17 protein-coding genes and 1 pseudogene are annotated in these 22243 nt (G+C 43.7%); 13 read left to right on the top strand and 5 right to left on the bottom strand.

Annotation, left to right across the window (positions count from 1 at the left end; all coding sequences use genetic code 11):
• Nucleotides 1–61: 61 nt before the first annotated feature.
• The gene (locus ACT89M_RS21160) at nucleotides 62–928 is read right to left on the bottom strand and encodes a PhzF family phenazine biosynthesis protein (protein ID WP_308722899.1); all 867 of its coding nucleotides are present in this window, start codon (nucleotides 926–928) and stop codon (nucleotides 62–64) included.
• A 221-nt stretch (nucleotides 929–1149) separates the two neighbouring features.
• Between ACT89M_RS21160 and ACT89M_RS21155 the strand changes: the two genes are divergently transcribed.
• The 7 genes and pseudogenes from ACT89M_RS21155 to ACT89M_RS21125 all read left to right on the top strand — a co-directional run bounded on the left by ACT89M_RS21155 (nucleotide 1150) and on the right by ACT89M_RS21125 (nucleotide 9936).
• The gene (locus tag ACT89M_RS21155) at nucleotides 1150–2076 is read left to right on the top strand and encodes an NADP-dependent oxidoreductase (protein ID WP_308722898.1); all 927 of its coding nucleotides are present in this window, start codon (nucleotides 1150–1152) and stop codon (nucleotides 2074–2076) included.
• 719 nt (nucleotides 2077–2795) lie between these two features.
• A complete protein-coding gene (locus tag ACT89M_RS21150) occupies nucleotides 2796–3065 on the top strand; it encodes a DUF3892 domain-containing protein (protein WP_373323251.1) in 270 nt (89 codons plus the stop codon).
• A gap of 1505 nt (nucleotides 3066–4570) precedes the next feature.
• Complete coding sequence (locus ACT89M_RS21145) at nucleotides 4571–4735, top strand: phage terminase small subunit-related protein (protein WP_308722896.1); 165 nt, start codon at nucleotides 4571–4573, stop codon at nucleotides 4733–4735.
• Nucleotides 4736–4778: 43 nt separating this feature from the next.
• Entirely contained in the window at nucleotides 4779–4991 is a 213-nt protein-coding gene (locus ACT89M_RS21140) for a hypothetical protein (RefSeq protein ID WP_308722895.1), read from the top strand.
• Nucleotides 4992–5037: 46 nt separating this feature from the next.
• A pseudogene (locus ACT89M_RS21135) lies at nucleotides 5038–6364 on the top strand (DEAD/DEAH box helicase family protein); the annotation flags it as partial.
• 1091 nt (nucleotides 6365–7455) lie between these two features.
• Complete coding sequence (locus tag ACT89M_RS21130; RefSeq protein WP_487344820.1) at nucleotides 7456–8487, top strand: DUF4062 domain-containing protein; 1032 nt, start codon at nucleotides 7456–7458, stop codon at nucleotides 8485–8487.
• 711 nt (nucleotides 8488–9198) lie between these two features.
• Nucleotides 9199–9936, top strand: a complete 738-nt coding sequence (locus ACT89M_RS21125; RefSeq protein WP_253492058.1) for a cyclase family protein — start codon at nucleotides 9199–9201, stop codon at nucleotides 9934–9936.
• Between the two features lie 103 nt (nucleotides 9937–10039).
• Here the strand turns inward: ACT89M_RS21125 and ACT89M_RS21120 are convergent, their stop codons facing one another.
• Nucleotides 10040–10240: a hypothetical protein gene (locus tag ACT89M_RS21120; protein WP_154887772.1), complete on the bottom strand. Its 201-nt coding sequence runs from the start codon at nucleotides 10238–10240 to the stop codon at nucleotides 10040–10042.
• Between the two features lie 205 nt (nucleotides 10241–10445).
• Between ACT89M_RS21120 and ACT89M_RS21115 the strand changes: the two genes are divergently transcribed.
• The 5 genes from ACT89M_RS21115 to ACT89M_RS21095 all read left to right on the top strand — a co-directional run bounded on the left by ACT89M_RS21115 (nucleotide 10446) and on the right by ACT89M_RS21095 (nucleotide 15180).
• Nucleotides 10446–10934, top strand: a complete 489-nt coding sequence (locus ACT89M_RS21115) for a hypothetical protein (protein ID WP_308722893.1) — start codon at nucleotides 10446–10448, stop codon at nucleotides 10932–10934.
• A gap of 149 nt (nucleotides 10935–11083) precedes the next feature.
• On the top strand, nucleotides 11084–12292 hold the full coding sequence (locus tag ACT89M_RS21110) for an MFS transporter (RefSeq protein WP_154887776.1): 1209 nt from the start codon (nucleotides 11084–11086) through the stop codon (nucleotides 12290–12292).
• Nucleotides 12293–12524: 232 nt separating this feature from the next.
• Nucleotides 12525–13532 carry an ROK family protein gene (locus ACT89M_RS21105; protein WP_154887778.1) on the top strand — a complete coding sequence of 336 codons (1008 nt, stop codon included), beginning with the start codon at nucleotides 12525–12527 and terminating at the stop codon, nucleotides 13530–13532.
• Nucleotides 13533–13714: 182 nt separating this feature from the next.
• Nucleotides 13715–14518, top strand: coding sequence for an HAD-IIB family hydrolase (locus tag ACT89M_RS21100; RefSeq protein ID WP_308722892.1), 804 nt, complete (start codon nucleotides 13715–13717; stop codon nucleotides 14516–14518).
• 23 nt (nucleotides 14519–14541) lie between these two features.
• Nucleotides 14542–15180: a sugar O-acetyltransferase gene (locus tag ACT89M_RS21095; protein WP_253492074.1), complete on the top strand. Its 639-nt coding sequence runs from the start codon at nucleotides 14542–14544 to the stop codon at nucleotides 15178–15180.
• 69 nt (nucleotides 15181–15249) lie between these two features.
• On the opposite strand, the gene ACT89M_RS21090 is transcribed toward ACT89M_RS21095, so the two are convergent.
• From ACT89M_RS21090 to ACT89M_RS21080, 3 genes are all read right to left on the bottom strand, one after another.
• Nucleotides 15250–17070: an ABC transporter substrate-binding protein gene (locus ACT89M_RS21090; protein WP_487344819.1), complete on the bottom strand. Its 1821-nt coding sequence runs from the start codon at nucleotides 17068–17070 to the stop codon at nucleotides 15250–15252.
• Nucleotides 17071–17331: 261 nt separating this feature from the next.
• Nucleotides 17332–18846, bottom strand: a complete 1515-nt coding sequence (locus tag ACT89M_RS21085; RefSeq protein WP_487344818.1) for an ABC transporter permease — start codon at nucleotides 18844–18846, stop codon at nucleotides 17332–17334.
• Nucleotides 18847–18858: 12 nt separating this feature from the next.
• Nucleotides 18859–20235, bottom strand: a complete 1377-nt coding sequence (locus ACT89M_RS21080) for an ABC transporter permease (protein WP_487345322.1) — start codon at nucleotides 20233–20235, stop codon at nucleotides 18859–18861.
• 213 nt (nucleotides 20236–20448) lie between these two features.
• Between ACT89M_RS21080 and ACT89M_RS21075 the strand changes: the two genes are divergently transcribed.
• Entirely contained in the window at nucleotides 20449–22200 is a 1752-nt protein-coding gene (locus ACT89M_RS21075) for an ABC transporter ATP-binding protein (protein WP_487345321.1), read from the top strand.
• The last annotated feature ends 43 nt before the right edge of the window (nucleotides 22201–22243 follow it).

Here is a 22243-nt window from a genome sequence, read left to right as displayed (position 1 = left end):
AAGGATATGATATTGCATGAAATACATAGTTCACTATGCTTATTACGGATAACACCTCCCTTTAAGGGAGGTGAATGATAATGTTTTTGATATGAATTGCGTTACCGCCAACCTGAATCTGAGTAATTTTATTGAAGCTGTCCAAAGTTAATCTGGCTCGGATCTCGGAGGGACAGTTCATAGTGTACCCCTGTCTAATTGTGTACGTGTGATGAAGAGGAGCTGTAAGCTGGTTGTAAAGATACAAATAACAGAGCATGGCGCCATTGGATGTGCCCGTTGCGCTCTCTTCCGGTATATCATACAGTGGTGCAAAATTACGACATTCTGTCAGAACGTCCATAACATTTGATTCGAGTGTAAACACGTGATAACCGATGGCATGATGAGCCCTGCTTATTTCTGTGATACGCTGGAAGTCAGGATCAATTTTGGTCAGAACATCAATATCTTTAACGGCTATCATGATATCGGGTAGTCCGGTAGACACAATCTGTACAGGCAGTTCAGAATGCAATTCTTCCGTAGAAATACGTAACGAATCGGCAATCTGCTGTCGATCAACAATCTCCCCAAACTCCGGCAACGTCTGAGACAGATAGACTTCTCCATTGACTTCAATAACGACTCTAAGAATTCCGGCTAGTGTCTCCAGTGTATATGTACCAACATCAACGAGATGCTGTGTCTTCATTAGATAAAATAAAGCAATCGTGGCATGCCCGCAGAGATCAACTTCGTCACTTGGAGTGAAGAAACGCACTTTGAAATCAGCCTGATCCGATGGCATAACAAACGCAGTCTCGGAAAATCCGACTTGTCTGGCAACCTCCTGCATCTGGGATTCAGACAAATGCGCTGCTTGTAAAACAACCCCTGCGGGGTTTCCACCAAGAGCTTTGTCAGAAAATGCATGTAATGTATTCACTTCAACCTCCATATGGTTACCTCGCTTCTTCAATTTTTGGATTAAGTAATGGACTAAAGTTTAACATAATCGATAATCGACATTATATCACGATTGTTGAACTGTATAGGAATCCCGGATTGTTATGAATTTTTGAATGAATAGGTCAAGTGACCAATGGGAAGGGGGAATGAAGGGAGAGATAGCATAATGATAATCTAACGGAAAGGCTGGGATTTTTAATGAAAGCAATTGTGATTGAGGAATTTGGTGGAGCGGAACAATTGAAGGAACAAGAAGTAGCCAAGCCATCCTGTGGAGTCAATCAGGTGCTTATCCGAACGCATGCCACGTCGGTCAATCCGGTGGATTTCAAAATCAGACAAGGTTATCTGAAGGAAGCAGCGGATCAGCTGCCGATGATTTTGGGCGGTGACGTGGCAGGAACAGTGGCTGAAGTAGGTCCGAATGTCACGCGGTTCAGAGAAGGTGATCGGGTATTCGCCCGCCCACGTCAATTCGGAACCTATGCGGAATATGTTGCTGTAGATGCAGATATCGTGGCCCGCATTCCTGAGCAACTCAGCTTTGAGGAAGCAGCAGCGATTCCGCTTGCCGCGATGACAGCTTGGCAAGCACTTGTTGATCATGGTCGTTTGGGCAAAGGACAAAAGGTGCTCATACATGCCGGTGCCGGTGGAGTAGGCACATATGCCATTCAAATTGCCAAATCGTTGGGCGCTGAAGTGGCTTCCACGGCGAGTGCAGCAAACGAAGAACTGCTGCGCTCATTGGGTGTGGATCATTTCATTAATTATAAAGAACAGGATTTCTCACAGATCCTCTCAGACTACGATGTTGTCCTGGATACGATGGGCGGTGACATCCAGCGAGACAGCTTCAAGGTGTTAAAATCTGGAGGACGTCTCGTATCTCTTGTACAACAGCCGGATGAACAACTGGCGAAGGAAGCTGGCGTGACGGGTAACGTGTTCATGATGGAGCCGAAGGGAGATCAACTGGAACAGTTGGCCGAACTTGCGGCTTCCGGGAAACTGAAGTCGATTATTGATGAAACCTATCCGCTCACTGAGCAGGGTTTACGTGATGCTCACGAAAAAAGTGAATCCCACCATACACGGGGCAAACTGGTCATTATTGCGGATTAGTCTGGAATGGGTGAGATAACCGAGTGAGCCGAAGATGGACATGGGATTAAATATCAGAGGAATTAACGTTCTGTAGCCTGTATATCACTCGCCGTTCTCCAAACAGGAGAGCGGCGTATTTGTCTTTTTTGTTTGGTTATATGCAGTTTGAGAGTAGTATCTGAACAAAGGGTCGATTTAGCATGAGGAGCACATACTTTTCAGCTATTTCCAACCTAAAAAACAGGTGGAAGTTGAAGGATCGGTTGCAAAACGAGAATTAGGCTATGAACTGACTGCGGATGTCACAGAAAATTCGGTCATTATGAAGGGTGAGCGACAATATCTAACGATGTCTGATTTGCAATAAATAATCTAAGAGATCCACACGAAGGAGTAGTAGCAAGATTGTTATTCTTGGAAGGAAAAAAATATTTGAAAGCTCAAGAATACGTGTAAGGACGTTCCTGGTATAGCGGCGACTACATTTGCAGATAAGAGGCGCAGGGCTATAGCCAACATTGCGAACAGTTTGAAATTCAATCTGACATTGGATTTTGTAACAATTGATTATGGAAGAGGACGAGAAAATGAAGAAGAGGTAGACCTACTTACACCGAAATAAAAGATCGAAATACTAGCGTTTTCTCAATGATACCTTCATGTAAGAAAAATCAAAAAATCACACTATCCATTTTTCGCCTTTTCTACTAAAATAGCTTAGGAGAGGGGGGATATTTATGGACGCAAATCGGGTAATAGCTGTTCGAGTAGGACCGCCAGAAACGGCGGAACATCACATCACACACTTTAAGATGGAATCCAGAGTCGAAATGACACAGTATGAAATGATCATTTATGTACAAGCTACTCCAAAAACATATTACACTTATGCTGATGGAAAAAAAGCATATCTCGAAATAGGGAGGACAATCGACGGAGTTCCTTACGTTAGAACTCATTCGGACTCAACACCTGATAACAATCTATTAAGCCTACCAAGATTCTAATAAAAAAAGACACTCGTCTGACCGTCTATATACTGTTATAATTTAATTTGTACAGCCAAGTTGTGGTGGGCGATGGTCATCTCCTGAGAAAGGAGGTGATCACATGAACTTCTCTTTCGAACAAGTAATGCTTCTTGCAATGTTCTTGATCGCGTTGCTGACATACATCGATCGTAGAAAGAAATGACCCGCCATAGGTTCGTCGCCAAGTCGGGTCATTTCATTCGTTTATGCACCACTCAGAGATGGTCACGCCACATAAGTTGTACAGGAGTAGCCAGTGCAATGGCTACTCTTATTTTTATCTTACTCCTATCTTATTAAACATTTTAAGTATTTACAATATTATTTTAGTGTCATTGAACATTGTTTGCGTAAAATTTGTGCGTTTTATGTGCAAAAAATATGCGTGAAATGTGTATTTACTTTAATGGAGAAAATCAGCTGTCTAGCATACAAGTAAATATTTTTTTCGTAAGTATTTATGGAGGTTATTAATGAACACGTGCCAACTCCATAACGAAATGAAAATCCTTCATACATAAAGTCATGTTTGTTTGAGGCAGAAGAAACAACTATTTAAATTATTACTTAGGTGGCAGTCACAAAGAAACGAAGTAATTTCGAATAAAAAGCATGTTATCGTAAATCCATATAATAATGTAAATAAAAGGTCGCTCTTAGGAGCGGCCTTTTTGTATTGGAGGGAAGAGTAGGAAGGTCATTTTCGCCGCAGAAATGAACCGGCTATACCTATGATTTCGGACAGAGAACTGTCGGGGTTGCTGTTTGGGAACATGGACAGGGATTGTTCGGTTGTGTATCGTGCCGCACTGCTGGAAGAAAAAAGAATCTAAGAAGAAAGATTATTGAAAATGAGAAACGTCCAACCGATTCGGGACGAGAGAGTCATTGATGGGATGAAGGAATATTTTTATCAGCGCAGTATGAGAAACTAATTTGTTTTTCTGTATGGGTATTTACAGCGGATTGCGTGTTTCGGATCTACTCAGATTGCGAGTTGGACAAACGAAAGGAATGCATATTGAACTGGTGGAACAAAAGAACAAACACGACAAAATGTTATTATCCATCCAAGCATACACAAAGATTTAGAGTCATTCACATCCGATTTTTACCCGTACGACTTTCTTTACGCCAGTCGCCAAATAAAAACAATAAGTTGGATTAGCAACCAACCGATTGACCGAACGACTGCATATCGGCTTCTGAGCGAAGTTAGCGGTGATTAAGTTTCACTCATTTTATTTTAAACTTAAGATTGCGGCATCCATCATGTCCTGAGTCCCCGCAATATTATGCGAGGATCGCTGTGTCCAAACATTCCCATTAGCAACGCTAAATTTTTCGGATCATTAACATACAAACGGTTTCCCCAAGTTTTTCTGAGAGAATGCGCACCAATATTCAATATTCTTTAGGTTAAACTCTTTGGCCCTTAAATAGGGATTCCAACTCAATTGTAAGAAAGTGGTGAGAATCTTGTGAGCAGAAAGCAGAATCCGATTCGTAAGAAAGCGTTCAAAATATGGAAAGATAGCGGATCGTTGATGAAACCGAAAGAGATTACGGAAAAGTTGGGTGTGGCACCTGAATCAGTTCGTAAATGGAAGTCGCTAGACCAATGGGAAGGCAAATGCGAAATGTAAGCCTTGTGCTCCTAGTAGAAATAAGAATGCAAAGGTAACAGAGGTGGCAAAGGCGGCTCACCGGGAAATCAGGGGAGAGATAAAGCAATTTCTTCTAAGCGCAGATGAAGACGACAAACGCCGTTTGGAGCTTCAGCAGATACAGGCTCGGGTAGATAAGACGAGACTTGAAATTGAGAAGTTGAAGAATGGTGATGGAGATACAGAAGATGATCTGATTGAGGACTGGGTGAAGGAGGTGGATTCTGGTGATTAAGAATCTCCACAAACGAAACGCCGATTTGCTGCATTCAAAAAAGTGTATTCCCGAGTACCGGAAGAGCCCGGTACTTTTTTGCGTGGAGCTGTTAAAATTCACTCCTGATGAGTGGCAGGTAGAAGTGTTGATGGATATTTCCGGAAACCCGCGAGTATCTGTACGATCCGGTCAAGTTGTTGGGAAGACGGGGCTTGAGGCGACGGTGGCACTTTGGTTTCTCTTGTGCTTTCCATTTCCTAAGGTGATCTGTACAGCTCCGACACGTCGGCAACTGCACGATGTCTTGTGGGCAGAGATTAGCAAATGGCAGGAGAAAAGTCCGTTGCTTAAACGAATACTCAAGTGGACAAAGACTAAGATTTACATGCGAAATTATTAGGAGCGCTGGTTTGCGACAGCTCGAACCGCGACTAAACCGGAAAACATGCAGGGCTTTCATGAAGACTACATGTTATTCATCGTAGACGAAGCTTCTGGGTTGAAGATCGTATTATGGAGGCCATTCTGGGCACGCTCTCGAGTGAGTTCAATAAGCTGCTCATGTGTGGAAACCCGACTCGGACAAGCGACGTCTTTTATGACTCACACAACCGAGATCGTGCTGACTACAATACACATAAAGTATCCTGTTTGAACAGTCCTCAGACAAGCAAAGAAAATATAGCCATGTTTGAGCGGAAGTATGGAAAAGGATCTGATGTTTTGCGTGTCCGGGTTGAATCTGAGTTCCACCGTGGAGAATCTGATACTTTTATCGCATTAGAAGCAGCTGAGTTCGCCAAGAATGAAGTTCGAATTGTATCAAATGGAAACAAACTGACTGTTGGGGTGGACGCTGCTCGTTTTGGCGATGACGAGACATCCATTTACGGACAAGTTGGTGGCAAGATAGTGAAGAGTCATTTCCATCATAAGCAAGATACTATGACAACTACAGGTTGGGTTTTGAGGATCTTTGATGATATTAAGTCAGAACATGCTCAAGTGGATGAAATTGAGATCAGAGTCGATGATAGCGGAATAGGTGGAGCTATAACGGATCGGCTGAATGAAATCAATGATAAAAAGGAACTAGCTTACACTATCATTGGGGTAAACAAGGTTCTTCCGCAGAAGATACACACTATCGTAACCTTGGCTCTGAAATGTGGGGGCATATCAAATCTTTGCTTGAAGAGAACATGAGCTATTTCATGTTGGGTGTCCCTGGCATCCTTGAAATACCTGATGATGAGAAGGTGGTAACATAATTAACAAGTCGTAAATGGAGAATGGGTAGTAATGGGGAAATTTATCTGGAAAAGAAAGAAGATATGAAAAAGAGGGGATTACAGTCTCCTTACAGGGCGGAAGCTTTTGATTTAGCATTTGCTGAATTAATAGTAGATCTGGATTTTCATTTGCATGACTATTTAACTCATAAAAACATGAATGTTATAAATGTTAATTTGTTAATAAATGAATATTATTTTACATTTGAAAACAATACATTTGGACAAAAATTATATAAAGAGTTTGATGAAATGGACAACTTTAAAGAAATGCTTTTAGCTGAAAAATACAAATTAATCCAGAAAGCTTTGTATTCGGTCAATCCATGTACAATAGCTACAGCAATAGCATTAAGTGATGAACGAGTAATCGAAAAGTTCATTGAGAAAGTGAATGCTGAAGGCGTTTTCAAGGGACATAGATGCTTAAATTATACAACTGATTGGGAGAAGGTGTACGTTTATTTTGATTTTGACTGTCCTTCAGGAGTGTTTTGCATTGTTAAGCCTTCATTTGTAGCTGTTGTTAATTTGGTTTCCAAAAATGTTGAAGTTATTGACCCATTTGATATTAATGAAATTAATGAATTACAAAAAGTTATTCAACATTCAAATCTTGAATTAAATAATTATTGGCCTGATTGGCCAGACATTGATGATATTGAAGTAAAAGTCTTTCTTGAAGGAACTAAGATTATTTTAACTGCTTCTTATAAAGGGAGCGAGAAGTATAGGACGGTTTTGGCTGATGTTGGTGATGCTATTTGTGGTAATCGAGATGATATTGATTTGTTTTCAGCTTCGGATTGCAAAGTATATTTGAGGTACGTATGGATCTGTGTCAAACCAGATGAAAAAATAGCAGAATACAGCTTCCAGGTTTGGGCGAGATTAGGGAGTGCGAAAACAAAACTCTCAGATAAAATTAAAGGGAATATAAGTTGGTAAATTTTATTTGATAAAGACTACAGAAATGTTCACTTAAATCCGTAGTAGCACCGTGAATTCAATAAGAGTATAAAAAGAGGGCAAGGAAAATATTCCTGCCTTCTTTTTACATTAGCACATAATTTTTTTTGCGTATGCTTATATTCAATTAGAATCTAGATTGCTTTAGAATAGGCCACTCGAAATAATCTATTGTTGGAAAAAAGGTGTTATAATACTCCAAGGTAATTTAATGTTTCCACATGGAGGGAATTATGGACAAAAGATATCAGGTTTTTGTAAGTTCTACCTATCAAGATCTTCAAGAAGAAAGAAAAGAAATAATGCAAGCTTTACTGGAACTAGATTGCATTCCATCAGGGATGGAACTATTCCCTGCTACAAACGATGACCAATGGACTCTTATTAAAAACGTTATAGACGACAGTGATTATTACATTGTGGTTCTCGGTGGAAGATACGGTTCAATTGGTCCTGAGGGAATTAGTTATACTGAAATGGAATATAGATATGCTTTAGAAATTGGCAAGCCCATAATTGCCTTTATTCACAAGAACCCTGAAGAATTAGCTGCCAATAGAACAGAGTCTGAAAAGGAAGGTAGAGAGAAGCTAAAAGATTTTAGGGCTCTGACTCAAGAAAAGTTAGTCCGATATTGGACTACTCCATCGGATCTAGGGTCGGTAGTATCCAGAAGTTTGATGAAGTTAATTAAATCTAATCCGGCAGTAGGTTGGGTGAGAGCGGACTCGGTATCAGATGGCGGAGCGGCAAAAGAAATATTGAGATTGAAGACACTAATAGAAGAGTTGCAGTCGCAACTACAAACATTAAAGACTGCCCCTCCAGCAGGATCTGAAGACCTGTCACAAGGAACAGATGAGTTTAACATTAAATATAAATACGAAGTCTACAGAGGAGGAGGCAAATTAGAAGGCACGGATATTTTTTCCGCAACTTGGGATGAAATTTTTTATTATGTGGGGCCAACACTCTTGGACGAGTCAACAGAATCTGCAATGGTGAGTGCTTTGAAAAAGTTGATACTCGATGTAGCAGGCGAGGAACTTAGGCGTATGGGTGTTATGAGCTCATCGATTGCAATTGATTCAACTGTATTCCAAACCATAAAAATTCAATTGAGGTCTTTAGGATTAATTACTATGAGTACAAAGCAGAGAAGTGTTAAAAACCTATCGACCTATTGGACCCTTACGCCCTTTGGTGATGAGTATTTAATGTCAATTAGAGCTTTAAGGAAACAAAATCCTTAGTAAATCTAGAATAAACTAATGATATTATACATCCATAGAAGTATGAAGCACTTTAGAAAGCAAGGAAAATATTCCTGACTTCTATTTCTATTTTACGTCTGGAGGTGAAACATTGAAATGGTTTCATAAAGCCATTTATTTTTTTGCGAATTCGGTTCTTCCGGCTATGGTAAAGCGGCAGATGATGGGTATTGGTAGAATGACCTCGCCAAGATCATCAAAACGGATGGGATATTTTCAATTGGCTACCGAAAAAAATATCAGAGTGCACACAATATTGATCTAACGAAGTTACAAAATCATAAAGCGGAAGAATTGCTTGAGATTTTATTTGTGTGGTTTTGGAGCCATAAAAAATATGCTAGACTCACCGCTTCCTTCACCAGGTTACCTGCACGGAAGGTCATTGGATAAACTGTACACAATCCAACGCATGATGAATATGGTTCGCGGAGCTTGTGCAGGAGAGTGTCTTAAATGATCGATGTAATGGTATAACAATATTGTTCCGGTTGGTCCTGGACAATTTTGTTTTCGGGGGGAGGAAGGGAACAAACATTGATTGGCTTCCTTGGTAATATGTAAAGAATGCGCTTACTAGGACAGGCAAGGCTTGTACTTTCTAACAAATTAACTTAGCTTCTTCACCAATGTGCAACGTTGATATATAATAGGAGAAATTTATTCCATTCTTTATATGAGGTGAAACGGATGACCAACGAACTTATTCAAGCCATCCAGCTGTTGAAAGAAAAGAAATGGGTAGATCTAACCCATACCTTCGGTCCGGCATCGCCGCATTTTTCTGCCTTTGATGCTGCGGAGTTTGATACCCTGTTTAGCCACGATCAAGGTTTCTTCGCTCAAAGCTTCAAGTTCCCGGGCCAGTACGGCACCCATCTGGATGCACCGATTCATTTTGTTCGTGATACACGTTACTTGGATGAACTAGGACTTAAAGAACTAGTGTTACCGCTCGTTGTAATCGATCAGTCTGTTGAAGTGAAGAACAATCCCGATTTTACCTTGGAAGTGGAGCATATCCTCGAATTCGAGCGGGAGCATGGCAAGATTGAAGCAGGCAGCTTCGTAGCTCTGCGAACCGATTGGAGTAAACGCTGGCCGAATCATGAAGACTTTGACAACAAGGATGCCGATGGGAACAGCCATGCACCCGGATGGTCTGTTGCGGCCCTGACGTTCCTGTTCGAAGAACGCAATATTCAAGCGATCGGTCACGAAACGTTTGATACAGATGCCGCGGTAGATTATCAGAAGAATGGTGCCTTGTTAGCGGAGTATTATGTGCTCGCACAGGACACATATCAGGTAGAATTGTTAACAAATCTGGATCAGGTTCCCGCTAAAGGAGCCGTCATCTTCAATATCGTTCCGAAAGCGGAGAAAGCATCAGGATTCCCGGTGCGCTCGTTTGCTATTCTGCCTTAAAGTTCTACAGACCAAAACGTAAGTGCAAGCGGCTATAACATTTGAAAAATATGTAGTGAATCAAAGGAGGCTTAACAAGCCTCCTTCTTTGGTTGAATTCTATCTATTTATGACTTGAAGAGGTATCAGAGCTAAATCGCTCAGAGATGTTTTTCTTCGTCTTTCGCCGGCGCATCCATCGCTTGACCAAACCTTCCTCTTTGCGTTCCTGTAATGTTTCCTTCATGCCCTGAATCATGAACTCGGAGCGGCGTCTGTCGTCGCGGCTGATCTTACGTAATTCCTTGATAAATTTGTCGTCCATCGTATTATGCCTCGCTCATTCAGTGTATAAAAACATTATACCGAACATACGTTCTTTTATCAAGTTTTACCATATAATGAATTGCATTAACCCTACCCGTGAAAATAAGCACAGGTTTATTCGTCTATTTGTGAGAAGATGGCACAGTAAGTCCATTTATTTCAATGGCCTGTACAAATAGAGAATACGAAGGGAGCGGTTCGCAATGACAGATCGATCAGAAAACTCAGGAAATTCAGGAAACTCAAACAACTCAGATAAATCATATCTTCTTGCAGCGATGCATGGCTTGCTGGGGCTTGGAGCAGTGATTGGGGGGTTCATGCTGATCTTAGATCCGTCGGGGAAAATGTTGAATATGCCTGTTTCTCTACTGGAACGCTCTCCTTTTTCCGATTTTTTAATTCCTGGAATGATCTTGTTACTGGTCCTTGGTTTATTCCCTATCATTATTTGCATTGCTCTCCTGAGAAGAATTCATTGGACATTAGTGGAAAAGCTAAATCTTTACCCCAAACGCTACTGGGCGTGGACGTTTTCCTTGTATACGAGTTATGCTCTGCTCATCTGGATCATCGTGCAACTGTACATTATTCAAACTGTTTCCCTCATTCATTTGTTCTATTTTGCCTGGGGACTGGGTATTCAGATGGTTACTTTACTGCCTGACATACAACGAAGATACAGCATATAATCAGAGGACAAGGCGGTGCTTAGTCTAAATGATGAGGTTTATTTTTCATATTGACAAGGAGATGTGATGTCTGCATACTTACGATATAAACTTTATAAAGTGTATTTATTAAGTTCTGAAAAGTAAGCATTCGCATCTTGAGAGGAGCAATGCCGTTGGCAACCTGGTTTTTATTGATCATCTATTTGGCATTTATCAGTTTGGGGCTCCCGGATTCTTTGCTCGGTTCTGCATGGCCGGTCATATGGCCAGAGATTGGCTCCTCGGTTGGAGCAGCAGGTCTTGTATCCATGATTGTTGCAGCTGGAACGATCGTCTCCAGTCTCGCAAGTGGTCGTATAATCCGCAAGCTGGGTACAGGCAGCATTACATTACTTAGTTGTTTGCTCACGGCCGTTTCTCTGCTTGGATTTTCCATGGCTCCCTCTCTGGTCTGGTTTATTATACTGGCTATTCCCCTTGGACTGGGAGCGGGTGCGGTAGATGCAGCGTTGAATCATTATGTGGCAGAACATTATAGGGCTCACCATATGAACTGGCTGCATTGCTTTTGGGGTGTAGGTGCAACAACGGGACCGTTCATCATGGCTGCCTCTATTGCAGGTCAGCACTCCTGGAGAGGTGGGTACGCAGCCGTTGCCGCTATTCAATTTAGTCTGGTCATTGTGCTCCTGCTTACCTTGCCATTGTGGAAACGTGTGGCAGCGACCCGCCAGACTCCGAATCTGCTGGACAGCAAAGCGGTGGATGAAGCGGACGAGACCTTAACGACAAAGCTCCTGAATATAAAAGGGGTTAAACCTACACTTTTTGCTTTTCTGTTCTATTGTGGGGTTGAAATGACTGTTGGACTCTGGGGGGCTAGTTATCTTGTCGGTACAAGAAATGTTTCGGCAGAAGTGGCTGCAGGATGGGTTTCGCTCTATTATGCGGGGATCACATTCGGAAGGCTCATTACAGGCTTTATTACCTTAAAGGTATCTAACCTGCTGCTCATCCGCTACGGTCAATGGACCACCATTATCGGTGGAATTGTCTTATTGCTGCCCTTGCCTTCCGGGTTTGCTGCTGGCGGTTTGGTACTGATCGGCCTCGGATTGGCTCCAATCTATCCTGGACTTTTGCATGAAACCCCCACCCGTTTCGGTAAAGGCAGTGCAGCGAGACTAATGGGTTATCAGATGGCAGTTGCTTATACAGGCACCACATTGCTACCGCCGCTTTTTGGATTGCTGGCATCGAAAGCAGGAACGGCTTCTTTTCCGATTGTTGTGCTTGTACTACTTGTTCTTATGCTGGTTTGTGCAGAAATTGTCAATCGCTTAGTCGTGAGACCACAACAATTACACAAGAATTAAGGAGGAGGAGAGAAAGATGGCTTATTTAATTATGGCTGTTGTCATCTGGGCAGGTGTTTACGCGAACATGGCTTTGTCCAAACAGTCGATGGACGTACAACCTGTACGATCTATAGATGATCTGTTTGAATGAGCATTATGTGCAAAGCAATGTATAATGTTATGATATCGAGTACGATAACATGAATACGATTGCTTTGGTCTTTTGAACCAGAGTGGAAACGAGAGGGTTATGAAAAAGGCAAACGCTACAATGATGAAACACATCAATATGAATAATGTGCGTGAAGTCATGCAGCAACAGGAAACCGCAACGAAACCGCAGCTTGCTTCATTAACGAATCTTAGTGTAGTTACCATTAACGCTCTAATTCAGGAGTTATGTGATGGCGGAGAGCTGATTCAAGATCAAATCGTTCCCTCGAACGGTGGTCGCCCTGCTCAAGCATACCGATACAATTACAATTATAGACTTGCGTTGGTTTTGTCCATGAAAGAAATGAAAGGTCAGGGGTTAATCTCGGCCACGGTAATCAATCTCGAGAATGAGATTGTGCTGAAGGAAGAGAACATGCTACCTGTTTTTGATAAACAGCATGTGCTGCAACTTATAGCACGTTTCATTGTGGCACATCCTTCCATCCATATGATCGGAATAGGTATCCCGGGTCAGGCTGTCGACGGGGATATCACGGTAAGTAGCCATGACGAGCTTATTCATTCCCATCTGATTCGGGAGATTGAGCGTGAATTCCAGTTACCTGTAATTGTAGAGAATGATGTCAATGCAGCGGTTAGCGGCTACTACACACAACATATGCATACAAAGGGGCAGGATGTAGCGGGCATTTATTTTCCAAATCGTTACCCGCCTGGTATGGGCATGGTGCTGAACGGACAAATCATCCGTGGCAAAAACGGGATGTTCGGTGAGATCAAGTATCTTCCGTACTCACCCGACTGGAAACAGGAAATGAGCAACGAAGACTATACGGGTCATGTGTGCCGGATTCTACAAACGGTTAATGCGGTTGTTGCCCCTCATCAGATTGTCATCTATCAGGAGCGAGTGGAGACAGAAGTGCTCGACTCGGCGTGGAGACAATATGTAAAGGAGCATATGATGCCGACACTGCCTGAGATTGTATACCAGAACTCGTTTCAGGATGACTTTGATGCAGGGTTGAGAGGTGTGGTTCTTCAAGCTTTGAAATCCTCCATATTATCTGAAGTGTTATGATCCGCAGGACGAGTTCTGTGGATTTTTTTGCTGACATGAGTACACGACGTTCTTCGGAAATTTCTTGTTGACATGGAACCAGTTACACGGGATACGATTCTATTACGGCAAAGAGAACTTTCTGCATACTTTATAAATATTGTTTATAAACATCACCTATCAATCAACTGAAGGGACACATCATGATTAAACTGGTTGTAACCGATTTGGACGGAACTTTTCTAAACAGTAAAGGATCATTTGATATGGAGTTATTCAACGAAGTTCATGAGGGGATGAAACGTAAAGGCATTACTTTTGTAGCATGTACCGGAAAGCAGTGCGAGCGTGTTGAAAAATTATTTGGTGAGCACGGCAAGGGAGTTTGGATACTTGGAGACAGTGCGGCCAGAATCAAGAAGGATGGGCAGGTGGTTCGGGAGTTTAGCATGGAGCCTGCACTAGCATTGCAAGCTATTCAGGAAATTCAATCATTTGATCCCCAAATGACGATTATTGTCTGTGCAAGCGATGCAGCTTATGTGCATACTTCGATTTCGGATGAGATGTATGACGTTGTGAAAGGCTCGTATGAACAGGTCATCAAAACGGACTCTTTTGCAGGCATCAGCACTTCTTTTATTAAAATTACGGTATTCGATACCCAAGGTCGTTGCACAGCATTACGAAAACATGTGGAGCACACGATGGAAGGACAAATCTATATTGTTGATTCTGAGCCAAGGTGGCTTGATATTACGGCACTGCACACACACAAAGGTGAAACGGTCAAAACATTGCAGGAGATGCTGGGCGTAACTTCACGTGAAACGATGTCCTTCGGTGATGGCGAAAATGATGTGGAACTGATGGCTATTGCCAAATACAGCTTTGCTGTGAGCAATGCATGCGAGAATACCAAACGTGCCGCGCAATTCATTACGAAATCCAATGATGAAAATGGCGTATTGCGAACGATTCAGGCGATCATGGATTTGCAGGCATAACCTATAGATGAGGGGGAATCGCGATGCGTGAAGAAGAGAGAATTATGAAGGGCATGTTATTCAGTCCGGCTGATCCGGAACTGAAGGACATCAAAAGAAAAGCTCATCATCTCAGTCAGCGTTATAGCCAAACCTTTGAAGAACAAACGGAGGAAAGACAGCAAATCGTACAACAGTTGCTGGGGGAAATAGGGGAAGGCGGATTTATGCAGGGCCCGATTTTCTTTCACTATGGGGTGCATACCCGGATCGGCCATCACTTTTTTGCGAATTACAATCTGACCATACAGGATGATGCACAAGTTACGATTGGAGATTACACCAGCTTTGGTCCCAATGTTACTATCGTTACGCCTGTTCACCCTTTGATTGCGAGTGAACGGAGGCAGATGCTGAATCAACATGGTGAGCTGAAATCACTCTGTTATGCCAAACCGGTTACCATCGGTAATGATGTGTGGTTGTCCGCGAATGTGACAGTATGCGGAGGTGTCACGATTGGAGACGGATGTGTCATTGGGGCAGGGAGCGTGGTTACACGTGACATTCCACCGCATTCGCTTGCAGCTGGTGTGCCGTGTAGAGTGATCCGCAGCATTACAGAAGCGGATAGCATGAGGCATTATCCAGACATTTTGGCAGATTGCCAAGTGCCGGAATGATGGATAGGAAAAAGGCTGTCACCGCTGGATCTGCATGATCCTGGTGACAGCCTTTTGTGTTCAGGTGGTTTATTTTGACGCGTTATACTTGCTCAGGAATTCTTTCACTTTGGCTGGATCAGCCTTAAGTTCATTCCCGGTTTGTACAAGTGGGCTTACGGTGGAGTAAGCTTTCAGCTTGTTGTTTTTGTAGAATTGCAGAATCTCATCCTGATTAATGGAGTACAGCACTGCTTTTCTCAGATCACTGCTCTTGGCCACTTCACGATTGGCTGTGTTAAACAGCAGATAGGATACGGCATTACTTGGAATGCTTTGCAAGTGCAATTTGCTGTCATTCTGGATAATGTCGTATTTCGTCTCAGGTACACCGTAATACAGGTGGATTTCACTGCTACGAAGCGCAGAGAGAGCACTGTCAGCATCGGCAATGAAGCGTACGTTTACCTGATCAATCTTGCCTGCGAAGTCGGAACCTTTGCGGTATCCCGGGTTTTTCAGGAACACGCCTTCGTAGTCATTTTTATAAGAGAGGATATAAGGACCGCTTGTATAAAGTGTGTTGTTATAGTTGGCACCCTCGGTCACGGTATTCTGATCGCCATAAGGAATATCCTTGTTCACATCGAAGGACGCGACATCATACGTATTGATGCTTTCGACTTGTTTCTTGGATACGATACCAGCCGATTGGTGCGCCAGATAGTTCAGCACTTGCGGGAACGGTTCAGTTGTAGTCACTTTAACCACTTGGTATTTGCCTGCACCGTTATTAGCCTGTTTTTTGTCGCTAACCAGTTCCTTGATATCGCTGTCGAGTCCTTGATTCAGAGCTTCCAGCACGGTTCCGCTACCTCCGGACTGTTTCACTGACTCCAGTGCGCTCAGGTCTGTAACGAGTTCCGCTTGTTTGATATGTTCATGCAGACTGTACGTGCGGTGATCCGGAACGGAATCTTTATTTTTGGCACGGTCGAGGGAGAAGATGACGTCATCTGCGCCTACACGTTCTCCGGTATCGACAGCCTTTTTGTTTTCGATTTTAGCAAAATTGATATCGTCACGAAGTACGAAATAGTATTCGGAATTGCCATCTGCAATTGTGAAATTACGTGAGAGCGATCCATCCGCTGTCAGTTGATCGTCATCCGTCAGATTCACCAAACGCACGTACATATTGGTATTGAGTTGGTTGATGGAACCATCGTTTCCTTTGATCGGATCGAGGGAAGTCAGTACAGATGCTGCTTGTGTCAGAATCAACGGATCTTTACTGTTTTTGGAGCTGTCCTTGAACTCAATCGGTTCCCACGCCATGGCACGGGATTTGGACAGACGAACGGTATCGACATTCAGAATGTCCTTGTTCACCGCCTGACTTTTCAGAGAAATATACAGCGGAGCGATGTACGCCTGATCTGTAACCAAACGGTCTTCCAACTTTTTATACGTTTCTTTGTACTCATCAGGTGTCTGCGTAGCGGCCTGATCGATTAATTTATCGATCTCTTGATCCGCCAGAATGCTGTAATCCCCGCCTGTTTTGAAAAGAGAGCGAACCGCATAGTCCGGATTGCCCGTTACCGTTGTCCAGCTGGACAATGCGATATCATAGTTGCCAGCGTCCTGCTGGGACTTAAAGCTTCCGTAATCCGGTTGCAGATTCAGCTTTACATTGAAGCCGTTTTTGGTCAGCTGATCACGGATGATGTTGACATCATTCTCGGAAGAACTAATGGCAAGCAATTCAATGTCAACCGCTTTTGATGTGGTCTCTGTTGTATCGGAAGGTTGGTTCTGCTCCTGCGATTCGGTTTTGGTTTTCACATTGCAGCCGGAGATCACCAGCACGAGAATCAGCAGCAAGGCGACAAGTGTACGTTTTTTCATGAGAATACCTCCATTTTGTTAATAGATGTGATGTATCGATTTTTTCTATGGAAATTGAACTAAGGGTTTACACGGAGCACTCCGATGACAGAATAACCTTTCAATCGCTGTTATCCCCAGATTTTTTTGATTCCCTTTTCGAAAGGGGAAAATCCGGTGATAAAGGCGAGCGCTTCGCTTTTCCAGGTTTTTTCTGTCCTCTCCGTTTCTGTGTAAAAGAATAGTTCAACTTTTAAAAATCATGTAAATTTAAAATCATCGTCACGCCTTCTCAAGCTTGGGATCAAGCGCATCCCGCAGTCCGTCACCGAGAAAGTTAAACGAAAGAACAAGCAAAATAATCGCCAGTCCCGGATAAATCGCTAGATACGAATGAGTCTCCAGATAGGTGCTTCCCAGCTTCAGAATGTTGCCCCATTCCGGAATATGTGGTTCTACACCCAGCCCGAGATAACTCAAACTGCTGGTTGCAATGACAGCTCCGCCAATCGTCAGCGTGGATTTGATAATCATCGGTGCGAGCGAGTTGGGAATGATGTGCTTGAAAATAATCGTACGATTGGTGTATCCCAAGGCACGCGCCGCCTCGACAAACTCAAAGGTAGATACATAAAGAACACTGGCCCGCATTGTTCGGGCATACGTTGGAATGGAGCCCAGGCTTAATGCGATGATCAGATTTACCGTGTTAGCACCGAAAGCTGCGATAATCGCGATGGCGAGCAAGATCCCCGGAATGGCGTACAGGATATCCAGCAGTCGCATGATAATGTTATCCGTATGTCTTCCGTAGAAACCCGAGAAGGCACCCAGCACACCGCCAATCACAACCGGAATCAGAGTTGACATAAAACCGACGATTAACGAAATCCGTGCACCAAACACGATTCGGGAAAATAGACATCGACCGAAATCATCCGTTCCTAGCGGATAGGCCAGAGAAGGTGACTGAAGCAGGGCCGAATAATTATTTTCCACCGCCATGCTGTAGTCGAAGGTGAAGAAACTGCAGATGGAGATCGAGAACAGGAAGATGATGAAAAAGAGTCCGGACATCGCGGTCATATTGGGAGCAAGACGCTCCCACAGATCATTCCAGAAATTCGTTCCATGTTTGCCTTGTCTGCTGAGCCGGCGAAGGATCGAGATCCCCAGCAGCAACGCGAAAACGTTGCCCGTAATTACGCTAACGATCATCACTGCACCTACAACCATCATCCAGCGAGGCAGAGGAGAAGTCGCATCATACCTTGATACAATGATCAATACGATCAAATCAATGACGAGAATACATAACAGCGCCGCCATCGAAGGCAAAAAGGTATCCGCAACATAAGGCTTGAACACATTCAGAGCCGATACACCGATCACAAATAACTGGGTTAACAGTGCGTATACAGCAAATGTATATTCAATACTTTTTCGTTTTCGAATCAGGTGGAAGGCAGCCGTTACAATGAAAATATTACCTGTCAAAGCAGCCAGCAACTGTACCCATGCGAGTCTACGTGTCAGAACACGTATAACCCCGCGCTGTATTAAATCCTGTCTGATCCGAATAAGAAGCAGACTCTGAATGAAGGTGAAGAATAGATAAATGCCGGCCACTCCAGCTATAAATGGCTTGAACGCCTGCCCGCTCCAGTCATAACTGTTCAACAACAATAACAGAGTCAGCAGAACCGAAGTGATCCATGCGAAGCTGGCTTGACTGTATTCTTGCGAAGACTTGAGCCGGAAAAGCATTTCCTGTGTAAGGGAGCTTGATTTTGTCATAGTACACCTGCTTTAATATTGTTTCATTTTGGAGCGAACCCTTGGATCGATAAATGCGTAAAACAGATCAACCACAACATTCACAATGGAAATCGTGATCGCTGTGTAGATTACTCCGCCCATGATACTCGGAATATCGGGTATGAATTGCTTATCCACGATGTAACTTCCCAGTCCGCTGATATTAAATACCTTCTCTGTTACAGCGGCCCCGCCAAGCATAGCTCCGAATTGAAGACCCACGACAGTAATGATAGGAATCAGCGCGTTACGCACCGCGTGCTTCAGCATCACTTGTCGCTCACTTAGCCCCTTGGCCCGGGCAGTCATGACATAATCCTCGTGAATGACCTCCAGTGTGGATGAACGGGTCATCCGTGCAACCGCAGCCGTAAGTCCTGTCCCCAGCACGATGACCGGCATAATCATGGACAGCCAGTTCTGAGGATTAAAGGTAGCGGGAAGCCACTGCATTTTAATCGAGAAATTCAGAATGAAGATCAGACCTTGCCAGAAGTTCGGAATAGACAGTCCAATGAGAGCGATGAACATAAATGTGTAGTCAAACCAGGAGTTAGGCTTGAGCGCCGAGATAATGCCAATAGGTAAAGCAATGACAATAGCTAACAGCAGGGAAATCACGGCAAGGGTTAGCGTAATGGGAAACTTTCGGGCGATTGTATCCGTCACGATCTCATTTCCTGCAAACGACTTGCCAAGATCAAACATGGCAATACCCTTGATATTATTCCATAGTTGTGTTAGATAAGGCTGATCCAGGCCGTACACATGATTAAAGGCTGCAATCTGTTCTTGTGTTGCCGTTACGCCGAGAATGTTGGCCGCCGGGTTGAACGGAGACAAGTACAAAATCGTAAATACTAGCGTTGCTACACCCAGAATGACAAAGATGGTCATGAGTAGTCTTTCAAATATGTACTTTAGATAAGCATTACCATATACCAGAAGAGTCAGATACATTAGACATCCCGGGATGATCGATAAGGCTAGAAACCAAGGTTTCGCTAGTAAGGTACCGAATGTATCCTGAATTCCGAGACGATGTTTTCCCTTTTGTTCTAACTTATGGGTCGTTCGTTCCAGCAGTTCCTTCTGAAAAGTTTCCTCAAGCCAGCTCTCAGCCTGTTGTTTGAATGCTGCCTCGCTGACCTCTTGCTTGAAGAAGCGATGCTTGCGCCTCAGTTGTTCTTCCAGTTCCAATCGTTTGGTGTCACGGTAGGATGAGGTATGCATCTCCTGTTCAGCCTGTTGTTTTACAGCTGACCAGTCATCTTGTTTACGCTTGGAAAGCCAGACCATATAAACGATCAGGTTGATCGGTAATCCGAGAACGATCAATACATAGCGATAGACGGGATGAAGCAGCATTTTACCATAAATAAAACGTAGATGATTCACCAGACGGGAGGTGTGATGATTTTCCGCTTCAGCTGTCAAACGGTAACCCTCCTTTCACTGAAGTATAAATTGCATTATTCCGATCAATATAGTATATATTATGTAGGGTATGTTTAATTGTCAAGGTATGGAATTGATTACATATGAGAAGATAGAGCAGATATGAAAGGAATGGTGCACGTCGTGGAACCTTTGCTGAGAGTAAATGATTTGTCCGTCTCTTTTTACACGGGTGATAGTGAGTTTCAGGCGGTCAAGCAGGTTAGCTTTGAACTGCGGAAAGGGGAAACGCTGGGCATTGTTGGAGAATCAGGCAGTGGTAAGAGCGTAACCGCACGCTCCATTATGAGGTTGCTTGCCTCTCCCCCATCACAGATGAAATCGGGTGAAATTCTATTTAAAGGTGTAGATCTTGCTGGGAAATCACAAAAAGAGATGGAGCATATTCGTGGCCGGGACATCGGTATGATCTTCCAAGACCCCATGAGTTCGCTTAATCCAACGATCAAGATTGGTCAGCAAATCTCGGAAAGTTTGATCAAACACCAGAAGTTATCGAAAAGGGAAGCGAAAAAACAAGCCATCGCCATGATGGAACGAATAGGCATCAAACAAAGCGCTATCCGTTATAATCAGTATCCGCATGAATTTTCCGGTGGCATGCGTCAGCGGGTGATGATTGGTATCGCCCTTGCTTGTCGTCCTGAACTATTAATCGCCGATGAGCCGACTACGGCTCTGGATGTAACGATTCAGGCACAGATTTTGAACTTGATGAAGGATATGCAAGAACAGATGGGTACGTCGATTATTCTGATTACACATGACTTGGGTGTGGTTGCCGGCATGTGTGACCGGGTGGTTGTAATGAAAGAGGGAGAGATCGTGGAGACGGGCACCACGGCGGAGATTTTTGCGAGTCCTAAACATCCGTATACCATCCGTCTGTTGAACGCACTGCCTAGGCTGGATGAGAAGAAGAAGCCGAAGCTAGTCTCGCAGGTATCCAAAGATATGGAAGATGATCAGCCGTTGCTGGAGGTCAAATCTCTCAAACAGTATTTTAACCTCGGCAAGGGCAATACGTTAAAAGCCGTGAACGATATCAGCTTTCATATCCGTCAAGGGGAAACACTTGGCGTTGTAGGAGAGTCAGGTAGCGGGAAATCTACCACGGGACGAGCGATTCTGCGTCTGCATGAGCCAACGGGGGGGGATGTGCTGTTCAAAGGCATTCCGTTGCAGCGACTCTCACCTGGTGAGATGAAAACGATGCGACGACATATGCAGATCATTTTCCAAGATCCGTATGCTTCTCTAAATCCCAAAATGAGAATTATGGACATCATTGGCGAGGCGCTTGATATCCATCAGCTTGCAGGAAATGCGGCTCAACGACAGAAGCGAGTGGAAGAACTGCTGGAGATGGTGGGACTTGATTTATCACATGCACAGCGATATCCACATGAGTTCTCAGGAGGACAACGTCAGCGAATTGGCATTGCAAGAGCGCTGGCGGTAGAGCCGGAGTTTATTGTTTGCGACGAGCCGTTGTCTGCACTGGATGTCTCTATTCAGGCACAGATTGTGCAGTTGCTTGAAGAGCTACAGCAGCGTTTGGGTCTAACGTATTTGTTCATCGCACATGATCTGTCGATGGTCAAACATATCAGTGATCGGGTAGCTGTCATGTATAACGGCAAAATTGTGGAGCTGGCCGAGAGTGAAGAACTATATGCCAATCCGCAGCACCCGTATACGAAGGCATTACTATCGGCCATTCCGGTTCCTGATCCGGCGGTGGAGAGGAATAAGCCACGTATCGCTTTGGTAGATCAGGAGAAGGAAACCAGTGGCACAGGAGACCGATATAATCTGGAGCATTCGCGCTGGGTCGAAGTGAAAGAAGGACATTGGGTTGCCCTGTCTGGTTAAAAAAAGAACAAAGAACCCCGGCGTGATCTGTTCAGATCGCTGC

Source organism: Paenibacillus sp. NN59 (genome assembly GCF_057597225.1).
Note: the sequence above shows the minus strand (reverse complement) of the source record. Positions and strands in the feature narration are given on the sequence as shown.

Coding starts and splice junctions, on each gene's coding strand:
- ACT89M_RS21155 (WP_308722898.1), top strand. CDS start 1,150: ATGAAAGCAATTGTGATTGAGGAATTTGGTGGAGCGGAACAATTGAAG.
- ACT89M_RS21150 (WP_373323251.1), top strand. CDS start 2,796: ATGGACGCAAATCGGGTAATAGCTGTTCGAGTAGGACCGCCAGAAACG.
- ACT89M_RS21130 (WP_487344820.1), top strand. CDS start 7,456: ATGGAGGGAATTATGGACAAAAGATATCAGGTTTTTGTAAGTTCTACC.
- ACT89M_RS21125 (WP_253492058.1), top strand. CDS start 9,199: ATGACCAACGAACTTATTCAAGCCATCCAGCTGTTGAAAGAAAAGAAA.
- ACT89M_RS21120 (WP_154887772.1), bottom strand. CDS start 10,240: ATGGACGACAAATTTATCAAGGAATTACGTAAGATCAGCCGCGACGAC.
- ACT89M_RS21115 (WP_308722893.1), top strand. CDS start 10,446: ATGACAGATCGATCAGAAAACTCAGGAAATTCAGGAAACTCAAACAAC.
- ACT89M_RS21110 (WP_154887776.1), top strand. CDS start 11,084: ATGCCGTTGGCAACCTGGTTTTTATTGATCATCTATTTGGCATTTATC.
- ACT89M_RS21105 (WP_154887778.1), top strand. CDS start 12,525: ATGAAAAAGGCAAACGCTACAATGATGAAACACATCAATATGAATAAT.
- ACT89M_RS21100 (WP_308722892.1), top strand. CDS start 13,715: ATGATTAAACTGGTTGTAACCGATTTGGACGGAACTTTTCTAAACAGT.
- ACT89M_RS21095 (WP_253492074.1), top strand. CDS start 14,542: ATGCGTGAAGAAGAGAGAATTATGAAGGGCATGTTATTCAGTCCGGCT.
- ACT89M_RS21090 (WP_487344819.1), bottom strand. CDS start 17,070: ATGAAAAAACGTACACTTGTCGCCTTGCTGCTGATTCTCGTGCTGGTG.
- ACT89M_RS21085 (WP_487344818.1), bottom strand. CDS start 18,846: ATGACAAAATCAAGCTCCCTTACACAGGAAATGCTTTTCCGGCTCAAG.
- ACT89M_RS21080 (WP_487345322.1), bottom strand. CDS start 20,235: ATGCTGCTTCATCCCGTCTATCGCTATGTATTGATCGTTCTCGGATTA.